Source organism: Sphingomonas bacterium (assembly GCF_903643035.1).
Classification (GTDB): domain Bacteria; phylum Pseudomonadota; class Alphaproteobacteria; order Sphingomonadales; family Sphingomonadaceae; genus Sphingomonas.
The window spans coordinates 1-10,602 of record NZ_CAHJWW010000079.1; the positions used below are offsets into that span (position 1 = coordinate 1).

The window sequence follows — 10,602 nt, forward strand, 5'->3', positions numbered from 1 at the left end:
CCGTCGGGGCGCCGGCCCCAGGCGGCGCGGACGAACGCGCGCGCCGCATCCAGCCCGGCATCCAGGAACCGGGCGCCGATCAGCGCCTCCATCACGTCGCCCAGCACGTTGTCGCTGTCGCTCGCGCCGTCGTCGCGCGCCTGCTTGCCCAGCCGGACGTGCGGCGCGACGGCGAGGCTGCGCGCCACGTCGGCGCAGACCACGCGCGCGACCAGCACGTTCAGCCGTTTCGACAGCTGGCCCTCGTTCTCGGCCGGGAACAGCTCGAACAGCCATTCGGCGACGACCAGCCCCAGCACCCGGTCGCCCAGGAACTCCAGCCGCTGATAGTCCGCTCCTTCGCGCGCGCCGGCATCGCTGCTGCCATGGGTCAGCGCGCGCTCGTAGAGGGACGCATCGCGCGGGCGGTCGCCGATCGTGGCGACCAGCCAGTCTCCCTGCGATGTCAGAAGCCCTCTCCGATCCGCCGCGGGCGCGCGGCGCTGAACCAGGTCCAGGGCAGCAGCCAGCTGGCCGACCCGTCGGTGGAGAAGAAGCCGACCACCGCCTTGCCCTCCACCCGGTCGAGCGGGACGAAGCCCATGCCCGCCTGCCCCTCGCCCGGCATCAGGTCGTCGGGTGCCGGGAACCGGCTGTCGGCGCTGTTGTCGCGATTGTCTCCCATCACGAAGAGGTGGCCGGCGGGCACCCGGTAGAGCCTGGTGTCGTCCTTGATGGGATCGTCTTCCAGGTCCAGCACGTCGTAGCGGCGACCGCCGGGCAGCGTCTCCTCATATTGCGGGTAGCGGCAGACCGGCTTGCCTGCCTCGACCGACTGGAAGCGCGTGCCGCACTTGGTCTCGTCGTAATTGGGGGTGAGCGGCAGGACGAAGTCGGCGATGCGTCGCTTGGGCACGCCCACGCCGTTCAGGAAGACCTGGCCGCGGCGCACCTGGACGGTGTCGCCGGGCAGGCCGATCACGCGCTTGATGATGTCGGCGTCGTCGCCATGCGGACCGCGGAACACCACCACGTCGCCGCGCTTGGGCACCGCCCAGCTGACATGGCCAGACACCGGCGGCTCGCCCCACGGCAGCGACCAGCGCGAATAGCCATAGGCGGGCTTGGCGATGAACAGATAGTCGCCGATCAGCAGCCGGGGCAGCATCGATTCGGACGGGATGCTGAATGGCGCCGCGACGAAGCTGCGGAAGACGAAGACGATCACCGCCAGCTTCAGCAGGAAGACGAGCGTGCTCCCGCCCTCGGAGCGTTGCCTGGCGGGCCGGCGCTCGGCAGGTGGGGGCTCGGCGGATGGGGTGGTAGCCATGGACCATGGGCGTCGCGCAATGCCGTCCACCCGTCAAGCCGGGGCCGATCGTCCCGGCCACCGGCAGGAGCCTTGGCACGCGCCGCTCGTTGGGGCACCCTGTCCGTGACGACCGATCGCACGCAAGGAGCTTCGCATGGCTGAGGATGGGGCTGGCAACAAGGCCATGGACGGGGAGACCGTGGATGGGGAGACCGTGAACGGGGGGGCTCCGAACGGGAACGGCGCCGACGACTGGTCCGCGATCGAGTCGCTGCCCCGGCAGAAGCTGGAGGAGCTGTTCGCGAGCGATCCCGACCGGCTGGACAGGCTGTGCGTCGATGTGGCGGGCATGCACTTCGACTGGTCGAAGACGCACCTGACGCCCGACGCGGTGGCGGCGTTCGAGGCGCTGGCCGGCAGGCGCGACCTCGCCGGGCGGCGCGACGCGATGTTCGCCAGCGCGCACATCAACGTCACCGAGGACCGGCCGGTCGAGCATACGGCCGAACGCTACGAGGGCGCGCCCGGCGCGGTGGCGGCCGCGAAGAAGTATCACGAGCGGATGCGCACGCTGATCGACGCGATCGAGGCGGGCGCGCTGGGCGACATCCGCTACGTGCTGCACACCGGCATCGGCGGCTCGGCGCTTGGCCCCAACCTGCTGGTCGACGCGCTCGGGCGCGATGCCAGCCGCTACGAGGTGGCGATCGTCGCCAACGTCGACGGCGTGGGGATGCAGGACGTGTTCGACCGGTTCGATCCCCACGCGACGCTGCTGGTGGTCGCGTCCAAGACGTTCACGACGACCGAGACGATCCTGAACGCCGAAAGCGCGGTCCAGTGGATGCAGGAGGCCGGCGTCGAGGACCCGTACGGCCGCGTCGTCGCGCTGACCGCCAGTCCCGACAAGGCAATTGAATGGGGTGTGGACGAGACGCGCGTGCTGCCGTTCGGCGAGGGTGTCGGCGGGCGCTACTCCTTGTGGTCGTCGATCGGCTTCCCCGCCGCGATCAAGCTCGGCTGGGCGGCGTTCGAGGAGCTGCTGGAGGGCGCGGCCGAGATGGACCGCCACTTCCGCCTGACCGCGCTGCACCAGAACGCGCCGGCGCTCGCGGGCTTCGCGGACGTGTATTACACGCAGGTCCGCCGTGCTGAGACGCGCGCCACCTTCGCCTATGACGAGCGGCTACGGCTGCTGCCCCCCTATCTCCAGCAGCTCGAGATGGAGTCGAACGGCAAGAGCGTGACGGTGTCGGGCGAGCCGCTGACGCGGCCGTCGACCGCGATCACTTGGGGCGGGGTGGGGACGGAGGCACAGCATGCGGTGTTCCAGCTGCTGCACCAGGGCACGCACCTCGTCCCCGTCGAGTTCGTGGCGGTGATCGAGGCGGGCGACGACCTGAACCCGGAGCATCACCGCCAGCTCCTGCTCAACGCGTTCGCGCAAGGCGCGGCGCTGATGAAGGGCAAGCACGTCGACGATCCGGCGCGCAGCTATCCCGGCGACCGGCCGACCTCGACGGTCCTGCTCGACGTGCTGGACCCGCGCACGCTGGGGGCGCTGATCGCCTTCTACGAGCATCGCGTGTTCGTCGCCGGCACGCTGCTGCAGATCAACAGCTTCGACCAGTTCGGCGTCGAGCTCGGCAAGGAGATGGCGAAGGCGGCGGCCAAGGGCGGCGGCGAGTTCGATCCGTCGACCACCGACCTCATCAGGCGAGCGGGGCTCGACTGACATGGCGGCGCTGGTCGCGATGGCGGCGGCGATGAGCATCGCCGGGATGCGCGACCACCGCCGCGTGCTGATCGTCGCCGCGCCGGCGGCGGACGATCCGCGCTTGCGGACGCAACGGGCAGGGCTTGCGGCCTGGGGCGCCGGCGCGGCAGACCGCGACCTGGCCGTGGTGGAAGTCGTGGGCCGCGTCGTCTCGGGCGCGGCGGACGACGCGGGGTCGCTGCGGGCGGCGTACCACCTGCCGCCGGGCGCCTTCATGGTGGTGCTGGTCGGCAAGGACGGCCATGTCGCCCATCGCTCGGGCGAGCCGGTGTCGGCGGCGATCCTCCAGGGCACGATCGACGCGATGCCGATGCGGAGGGCGGGGAAACGTTGAAACGGCAGGCCTGCGCCGCCATCTGCGCTTAGCGCCGCCGTCATCGTCGACGGCATGGCCGCAATGCGGACCGCGCAAGGCCTGTGGTGCCCAGCCGGCGATCGCCACCCCGATCACAGCGTACCGCAGCCTCGACGGCATTTCCGGTCCTGTATGGCGATCGTGATCCCGACCCGTTCGCCCGCCATCCGGGTCCCCGATCCGCGCCCGAAACGCCTGGAGCAAACCGAATGACCTACGACTACGACCTCTTCGTCATCGGCGCCGGTTCGGGCGGCACGCGGGCGGCGCGGGTCTCGGCCGCGCATGGCGCCAGGGTGGCGGTGGCGGAGGAGTACCGCGTCGGCGGCACCTGCGTGATCCGCGGCTGCGTTCCCAAGAAGCTGCTGATCTATGGCGCGCATTTCGCCGAGGACCTGAAGGACGCGCGTCGCTTCGGCTGGGACGTGCCCGACTGCTCGTTCTCATGGCCGACGTTGCGCAATCATGTGCTGGCGGAGGTCGACCGGCTCAACGCCGCCTACACCCAGACGCTGACCAGCCACGGCGTCGAGATCGTCGCGGCGCGCGCCACGCTCGCCGGTCCGCACGATGTCGCGCTGTCGGACGGGCGGACCGTGACGGCAGGGACGATCCTGATCGCGGTCGGCGCGCACCCCGCGGTGCCGACTTGCGCCGGCCACGAGCACGGCATCACCTCGAACGAGGTCTTTCACCTCCCCGAGGTTCCCGGACGCATATTGATCGCGGGGGCAGGCTATATCGCCAACGAGTTCGCCGGCCTGTTCCACCAGTTCGGCTCGCACGTCACGATCGCCAATCGTAGCCGCGACATCCTGCGCGGCTACGACGTGTCGATCCGGGATCGGCTGCTCCAGATCAGCCTGATGAAGGGGCTGGACTTCAAGTTCGACGCGACGATCGAGGCGATCGAGCGCGGCGGGGACGGCGCCCTCGCGGTACGGCTGGCCGGCCACGATCCCCTCAACGTCGATTGCGTGCTGTTCGCGACCGGCCGCGTCCCCAACACGAGCGGACTGGGGCTGGAGGCGGCGGGCGTCGACCTCGACGTCCATGGCGCCGTGGTGGTGGACGCGGACAACCGGTCGACGTGCGAGAGCGTCTATGCCGTGGGCGACGTCACCAACCGCGTGCAGCTCACCCCCGTGGCGATCCGCGAGGGACAGGCGTTCGCGGACAGCGTGTTCGGCGGCAAGCCGACCCGGGTGGATTACGACTGCATCCCCAGCGCGGTATTCAGCCACCCGCCGCTCGCCGCTGTCGGCCTGACGGAGAGTCAGGCAAAGGAAAAGCTGGGCTCGGTGAAGGTCTATGCCAGCGATTTCCGGCCGATGAAGAACGTGCTGGCCGGCCGCGACGAGCGCGCGCTGTACAAGATGGTGTGCGACGGCGAGACGGGCCGGGTCGTGGGGCTGCACATGATCGGGCCGGACGTGCCCGAAATCATGCAGGCGGCGGCCATCGCGGTGAAGGCGGGGCTGACCAAGGACCAGTTCGATGACGTGGTGGCGCTCCACCCGACGATGGCCGAGGAGCTGGTGCTGATGAAATGAGGCGTTGCCGGCGGGTCAGTAGCCCGTCGGCGGCTTCCCCGCGATCAGCTGGCGCAGGTGACGCGCCAGCCCCTGATGCGCGAGCCGCGCCTCCGCGCTGCGCGCGTTGCGGACGGCGGCTTCCTCCTGCCGAAGACGGGACAGGAAGGTCTGCGTGCGTTCGACGGTCGACATCAGTCACCACCTCGGCTTCGCCGCCGCGAACATCCCGCAGCGGGCATCGGGTGATACAGGTCATTCGTCCCCGCTACAATCGGTCGCGACGGGACCGCCGCGGTCGGCGTTCCTACGCCTCGCCGAGATCGACATCGTCCGAGTTCACCACGCGGGCGATATGCGGCAGGATCTGGCCGATCGCGAACGCGTGCATCTCGGCGGACCGGGAGGTGCAGGCGTCCTCGACCACGACCATGTCGTAGCTCAGCTCCCAGCCCGACCGGACGGTCGACTCGACGCCGAAATTGGTCGCGATCCCCGCGACCACGACCGTCCGGATGCCGCGTCGGCGCAGCTAGAGATCGAGGTCGGTGCCGGTGAACGCGCCCCAATGGTGCTTGAGGACGACGATGTCGCTCTCCTCGCGCAGGCCGTCGACCAGCGCGTAGAAGGCCGGCGGCGATCCACCAGGCGGGATGGGCGAGGGCTGGTCGATATGCCGGCTCGGCACTTCTCCCTCGTCCCGCCAGCCGACGTGGACGAGGACGACGGGGGCGTCCTTCTCGCGGAAACGGGCGGCGAGGTTCCTGGCGGTCTCCACCACCGCCTCGCCGGAGCGAGGCCCCTTGGCGCCGGCGACGATGCCGTCCTGAAGGTCGATGAGGACGAGGGCGGTGGTTCGGGGGTCTAGCGTCGGCATGCAGTACCAACCAACGGACGGGATTTCGGTTCACGGGCCGGTTGCCGCGATGTCGAGCCGACCTCGGCCTCGCCCGATACCCCGCCCGGAACGCGCACTATGATCCGGGTGATCCGGCTCGCCGGTCGATCGCCCCGGGCGGGCTGACGAGGTCGCGAAGGGCTTCCAGTTCCCCGCGCGTGTCGACGTCGACCAGTTCGGCGGCGGTCGCGGCGACGGCGCGACCCGCCCGGATCATGTCGCGCGCGCCGGCATCCCCCTCCAGCGATCTCAGGAACGCGAACCGCCCGCGACCGAACAGCGCCGGCGGTCTGGAAGCGCGACCGTCGCTGGAGGCGACGACGGTGTCCGCGCCGGTGGCGGCGTCGAACAACCGGCGGACGTGCGCCGCCGTGACGCACGGCATATCGGCGAGCGCGATCAGCACGCCTTGCGCGTCGCACTTTTCCGCCGCCTCGACCCCGATCCGTACCGAACGCGCCATGCCCTCGTCGGGATCGGCGTTCCGGAGCACCTCATACCCGTGATGACGATAGTCGAGCTTCGCCGAGCCGGTCACGACCATGCGGGCGAGGAACGGCATGTCCTCCAGCGCCGCCGCGACATGCAGGCCCAGGGGGCGGCCCAGCAGGTCCTGCTCCAGCTTGCGGTCGGTGTCGCCGAACCGCGATCCTCGCCCGGCGGCGAGCAGGACGAGGACGGTGTTCCCGATCCGGACGGCCTCAGGCCCGGCCATGGAACGCCCCCACCATCGCCGCCGCGATCGACAACGCGATCTCCGACGGACCGATCGCGCCGATATCGATGCCGACGGGCGCGTCGATCCGGTCGATGTCGGGCAGCGCAAGGCCGGCGGCCGCGAGGCGCTCCCGGCGTGCGGCATGGCTGCGCCGGCTGCCGAGCGCGCCGATGTAGGACGCATCCGACCGCAGCGCCTCGATCAGCGCGGGGTCGTCGATCTTGATGTCGTGGCTCAGCGTCACGACCGCGGTCGACGGTCCGGGCTTCAGCGCGGCGATCGCCTCGTCGGGCCAGCGATCATCGAGCGTCGACCCCGGGAACCGCTCCTGCGTCAGGAAACGTGCCCTGGGATCGATCACGACCGTCGCGATCCCCAGTTCCCGTGCAAGGCCCGTCAGCGCCTGCGCGATCTGGACCGCGCCGACGATCAGCAGCCGGCGGGGCGGATCGTAGCGATTGACGAACCGCTCGCCCATCTCACCCGAGCGAGGATCCGTATGTCCGGTCTCCGCACGTCCGGTTCCCAGGTCGGTATGGACGCTCAGCGTCTGGCCGTGCCCGCGCGCCTCCGCGATGCGATCGAACAGCTCGGGATCGAAGCCCTCCGCCGTGACGGGCTGCACCATGACGGCGATCTCGCCCCCGCACGGCAGGCCGACTTCCCACGCGGCCGCGTCGGCGACCCCATAGCGTCTTACCTGAAACGGCGCGCCCGCGATCACCTCCGCGGCGGTCTGGAGGATGTCGCTCTCGACGCAGCCGCCCGACACCGATCCCTCGAACCGGCCATCGGCATGGACCAGCATGTGGCTGCCGCGCGGCCGGGGCGCCGATCCCCAAGTGGAGATCACCGTGGCGAGCGCGAGCGGCTCCCCCTTCCACGTCCGGGCGGCGGCGATGACGCTGTCGTTCTCTGCCATGGGCCTGATATAGGATAAGCGAGGCGGAAGATCAGGGGGGGCTTGATCGCCGCGCCGGCCCTGCAGGAAGCGCCGTTGATCGTGAAGGCTTGGGACTCGCCTGGCGGGGCCGGATAGCGTATCGTTTCAAACTGTAATGGTGTCGCGCCCGTTCCTTGCCCTCCTGCTGCCGCTCGCTGTCGGCGGATGCCTCGACGCGGTGTCGACGGCCGTCCACGCGCCGTTCACCGCCGTGTCCGTCGCCAAGGCGCCGTTCAGGGCCGGCGGCAAGGTGGTGGACTGGACGACGACCAGCCAGGCGGAGGCGGACAGGAACTCCGGCCGCCGGATGCGCAAGGCCGAGGAACGCGAGGGCCGCGAACGCCGCGAATGGGCGAAACACTGCCGAGGGCGGGAGCGAGCGTCGGAGTGCCGAGAGTATTCCGGCTTCCGCGCGAGCGGGTAGCGGCGGCCTTCGGAGCGGGTCCGTCACCGCCGCCCGGAACGGCGTCCACCAGCCCGTCCCGCCGCCATATCCGTCGTTCGGGCAACCTGCCGCATGACCGGACGTTTCCCTCGTCTCATTGCCGTGACAGGATAGCGCGATGGCCGATGATACGCAGCTGCTCGACTTCCCGCCCTCCGGCGTTTCCGACGACTGGACGGTGCCGCAGGACTGGGACGCCTACACGGCGCAGGACCACGCCACCTGGGACACGCTGTTCGCGCGCCAGTCGCGGCTGCTTCCCGGCCGCGCATCCGATGCGTGGTTCCGCGGGCTGGACGTGCTGCGGCTGTCGAAGCCGGGCATCCCCGACTATCGCGAGCTCAACGACCGGCTCGGCGCGCTGACCGGGTGGCAGGTGGTGGCGGTGCCGGGGCTGGTGCCCGACGAGGTGTTCTTCGACCATATGGCCAACCGGCGCTTCGTCGCGGGCAACTTCATCCGCCGGCCCGACCAGCTCGATTACCTGGAGGAGCCGGACGTGTTCCACGACGTGTTCGGCCATGTGCCGATGCTCGCCGATCCGGTGTTCGCCGACTATCTTGCCGCCTATGGCCGCGGCGGGCAGCGGGCGATGCAGATGGGCGCGCTCAGGAACCTCGGCCGGCTCTACTGGTATACCGTCGAGTTCGGCCTGGTGCAGGAAAAGGAGGGGTTGCGCATCTATGGGTCGGGCATCGTGTCCAGCTTTTCCGAAAGCCGCTTCGCCCTGGACGATCCCAGCCCGCACCGCATCGGCTTCGATCTCGGGCGCGTGATGCGCACGGACTATCGGATCGACGATTTCCAGCAGAACTACTTCGTCATCCCCAGTTTCGACGAGCTGCTGCGCGTGACGGTGGAGACCGACTTCGCGCCGCTCTACGCCGAGCTGGCGGGAAGGGCGGACATCCCGGTCGCGGCGATCGTGGCGGGGGACGAGGTCATCACCCGCGGCACGCAGGCATATGCGCGGGAAAAGGCGGGGTAGAGCCCGCCCGTCATCCCGGCACGAGGCCGGGGCGACGGGCCATCGGGTCAGCCGCCGGTCGCTTGCTCCCCATCCGCCGGCGCCGGGACGGGCGTTGCTCCCATCGCCAGCCGCAGGATCGTCCAGTCGCCCCGCACCTCGCGCGCCTCCACCGCGCAGCCTATGGCCGCATAGGCGGCCTCCACCGCCGCCGCCTGCGTCGTCAGCAGCCCCGCCAGCACCACGGCCGCGCCCGGCGCGGCGATACCGGCGATGTCGGGCGCCATCGCGACCAGCGGCCCGGCGAGGATGTTGGCGACGACGAGGTCGTATGGCCCTTCCGCCTCGATCAGCGGATGACTCGTGCCGTCGGCGACCAGCATCGCGATCCGCTCCACGCGGTTTCCCGCCATGTTCTGCGCCGCGACCCCGATCGCGATCGGATCGATGTCGGTCGCGGTGACGCTCGCGTGCGGCCACAATACCCGCGCGGCGAAGGCGAGTAGGCCGGTGCCGGTGCCAAGGTCGATCGCTTTGCGTACCGGGCGACCGCCAAGCCCGTCGAGCATCGCGAGGCAGCCGGAGGTGGTCTCGTGATGGCCGGTCCCGAACGCCTGCCCGGCCTCGATCCGGAACGCGACCACCCCCTCGGGCACCATGTCGGCATGTGCGGCGGTATGCACCACGAACCGACCCTCGCGGATCGGCTCCAACCCGGCCTGGCTCAGCGTCACCCAATCCTCTTCGGCCAGGGGTTCGGGGCCGTCGCCGCCGGGCACGGCGACGAGCGCGCGGACCGCGGCCAGCGTGCGGGCCTCGGGCTCGCCGTCGAAATAGGCGTCGAGCCGCCAGCGGCCGGCGGCCTCGTCCTCCTCGGTCGTCACCAGCACAGCGGCGTCGATCTCGGCCAGCGCGATCGCCGCCGCCTCCGCGTGCGTGCAGGGGAGCGTCAGCTTCCAGGCCGTCATCGCGCGCTCCTGCCCGTCCCTGCCCGTCGTGCTCATCGCACGAAGCTCGCGCCGTTCACGTCGATCGCCGCGCCCGTCATGGAGGGCGGCGCGTCGAGCGCACACCAGCGGATCACCTCCGCCACCTCGTCGGGCGTCGCCACGCGGCCGAGCGGGATGTCCGCCAGCAGCCTGTCGCCGCCGCGGCTCGCCAGATAGTCCTCGGCCATGCCGGTCATCGTGAAACCCGGCAGCACGCAGAAGGCGAGGATGCCGTCGGCGGCATAGCCGCGGGCGATGCTCTTGGTCATGCCGACCATGCCCGCCTTGGCGGCGGCGTAATGCCAGTGCTGGGGGGAGTCGCCGCGATAGGCCGCGCGGCTGGCGACGTTGACAAGCCGGCCGTCGCCCGTCTCGCCGGCGGCGCGGCGCGTTTGCCAGTGCAGCACGGCGAGCCGCGACAGCTCGGCGGCGGCGGTCAGGTTGATGCGCATCGTGCGCTCCCACTGCGCGACCCAGGCATCGTCGCCGGCGTCCAGCGGACTGGCCTCGAACACGCCGGCATTGTTGACGAGCACGTCGATCCGTCCCCCCAGCCGGTCGAGCGCCGCCTTCCACAACGCCCGCGGCGCGGCGGGATCGGCGAAGTCGGCGGCGAGGACGCCGGGCGCGGGACGGGTGGCGTGCAGGGCGAGCGCGACGGGACGGTCGTCGGCGGTCCGGTCGTCG

At 70.7% G+C, this 10,602-nt stretch carries 12 protein-coding genes and 1 pseudogene; 5 read left to right on the forward strand and 8 right to left on the reverse strand.

Annotated features, from left to right (window positions below; translation table 11 throughout):
* Positions 1 to 449 (reverse strand): ribonuclease III family protein (locus tag HUV01_RS06910; protein ID WP_302480029.1); only part of this gene is annotated, 449 nt, incomplete at its 3' end.
* Positions 446 to 1,309: a signal peptidase I gene (lepB, locus tag HUV01_RS06915; protein ID WP_174297567.1), complete on the reverse strand. Its 864-nt coding sequence runs from the start codon at positions 1,307 to 1,309 to the stop codon at positions 446 to 448. The genes HUV01_RS06910 and lepB, both read right to left, overlap by 4 nt.
* A gap of 136 nt (positions 1,310 to 1,445) precedes the next feature.
* On the opposite strand from lepB, the gene pgi reads away from it, so the two are divergent.
* The 3 genes from pgi (at position 1,446) to gorA (ending at position 4,976) form a co-directional block, all read left to right on the forward strand.
* Positions 1,446 to 3,026, forward strand: a complete 1,581-nt coding sequence (gene pgi / locus HUV01_RS06920) for a glucose-6-phosphate isomerase (protein WP_438827154.1) — start codon at positions 1,446 to 1,448, stop codon at positions 3,024 to 3,026.
* Between the two features lies 1 nt (position 3,027).
* Entirely contained in the window at positions 3,028 to 3,402 is a 375-nt protein-coding gene (locus tag HUV01_RS06925) for a DUF4174 domain-containing protein (RefSeq protein WP_174297568.1), read from the forward strand.
* Positions 3,403 to 3,632: 230 nt separating this feature from the next.
* Positions 3,633 to 4,976 (forward strand): glutathione-disulfide reductase, encoded by a 1,344-nt coding sequence (gorA, locus tag HUV01_RS06930; RefSeq protein ID WP_174297569.1) that lies wholly within the window; start codon positions 3,633 to 3,635, stop codon positions 4,974 to 4,976.
* 15 nt (positions 4,977 to 4,991) lie between these two features.
* Here the strand turns inward: gorA and HUV01_RS06935 are convergent, their stop codons facing one another.
* From HUV01_RS06935 to HUV01_RS06950, 4 genes and pseudogenes are all read right to left on the reverse strand, one after another.
* Positions 4,992 to 5,150 carry a hypothetical protein gene (locus HUV01_RS06935; protein ID WP_174297570.1) on the reverse strand — a complete coding sequence of 53 codons (159 nt, stop codon included), beginning with the start codon at positions 5,148 to 5,150 and terminating at the stop codon, positions 4,992 to 4,994.
* 112 nt (positions 5,151 to 5,262) lie between these two features.
* Positions 5,263 to 5,832: pseudogene (locus HUV01_RS06940) on the reverse strand (hydrolase).
* Between the two features lie 97 nt (positions 5,833 to 5,929).
* On the reverse strand, positions 5,930 to 6,568 hold the full coding sequence (locus HUV01_RS06945; RefSeq protein ID WP_174297571.1) for a nucleotidyltransferase family protein: 639 nt from the start codon (positions 6,566 to 6,568) through the stop codon (positions 5,930 to 5,932).
* The gene (locus tag HUV01_RS06950; protein ID WP_174297572.1) at positions 6,555 to 7,493 is read right to left on the reverse strand and encodes an XdhC family protein; all 939 of its coding nucleotides are present in this window, start codon (positions 7,491 to 7,493) and stop codon (positions 6,555 to 6,557) included. The genes HUV01_RS06945 and HUV01_RS06950 overlap by 14 nt, the downstream gene beginning before the upstream one ends.
* A 136-nt stretch (positions 7,494 to 7,629) precedes the next feature.
* On the opposite strand from HUV01_RS06950, the gene HUV01_RS06955 reads away from it, so the two are divergent.
* Both HUV01_RS06955 and phhA read left to right on the forward strand, forming a co-directional pair.
* Positions 7,630 to 7,938, forward strand: a complete 309-nt coding sequence (locus tag HUV01_RS06955) for a hypothetical protein (RefSeq protein ID WP_174297573.1) — start codon at positions 7,630 to 7,632, stop codon at positions 7,936 to 7,938.
* Between the two features lie 139 nt (positions 7,939 to 8,077).
* On the forward strand, positions 8,078 to 8,947 hold the full coding sequence (gene phhA, locus HUV01_RS06960; RefSeq protein WP_174297574.1) for a phenylalanine 4-monooxygenase: 870 nt from the start codon (positions 8,078 to 8,080) through the stop codon (positions 8,945 to 8,947).
* Positions 8,948 to 8,994: 47 nt separating this feature from the next.
* On the opposite strand, the gene HUV01_RS06965 is transcribed toward phhA, so the two are convergent.
* Positions 8,995 to 9,930, reverse strand: a complete 936-nt coding sequence (locus HUV01_RS06965) for a 50S ribosomal protein L11 methyltransferase (protein ID WP_254606444.1) — start codon at positions 9,928 to 9,930, stop codon at positions 8,995 to 8,997.
* Positions 9,927 to 10,602, reverse strand: a 676-nt coding sequence (locus HUV01_RS06970) for an SDR family NAD(P)-dependent oxidoreductase (protein WP_174297576.1), incomplete at its 5' end; no start/stop codon positions are given. The genes HUV01_RS06970 and HUV01_RS06965, both read right to left, overlap by 4 nt.

Bases quoted from the DNA above. Each gene is read 5' to 3' on its own strand.
- lepB (WP_174297567.1), bottom strand. From the start codon at position 1,309: ATGGCTACCACCCCATCCGCCGAGCCCCCACCTGCCGAGCGCCGGCCC.
- pgi (WP_438827154.1), top strand. From the start codon at position 1,446: ATGGCTGAGGATGGGGCTGGCAACAAGGCCATGGACGGGGAGACCGTG.
- HUV01_RS06925 (WP_174297568.1), top strand. From the start codon at position 3,028: ATGGCGGCGCTGGTCGCGATGGCGGCGGCGATGAGCATCGCCGGGATG.
- gorA (WP_174297569.1), top strand. From the start codon at position 3,633: ATGACCTACGACTACGACCTCTTCGTCATCGGCGCCGGTTCGGGCGGC.
- HUV01_RS06935 (WP_174297570.1), bottom strand. From the start codon at position 5,150: ATGTCGACCGTCGAACGCACGCAGACCTTCCTGTCCCGTCTTCGGCAG.
- HUV01_RS06945 (WP_174297571.1), bottom strand. From the start codon at position 6,568: ATGGCCGGGCCTGAGGCCGTCCGGATCGGGAACACCGTCCTCGTCCTG.
- HUV01_RS06950 (WP_174297572.1), bottom strand. From the start codon at position 7,493: ATGGCAGAGAACGACAGCGTCATCGCCGCCGCCCGGACGTGGAAGGGG.
- HUV01_RS06955 (WP_174297573.1), top strand. From the start codon at position 7,630: ATGGTGTCGCGCCCGTTCCTTGCCCTCCTGCTGCCGCTCGCTGTCGGC.
- phhA (WP_174297574.1), top strand. From the start codon at position 8,078: ATGGCCGATGATACGCAGCTGCTCGACTTCCCGCCCTCCGGCGTTTCC.
- HUV01_RS06965 (WP_254606444.1), bottom strand. From the start codon at position 9,930: ATGAGCACGACGGGCAGGGACGGGCAGGAGCGCGCGATGACGGCCTGG.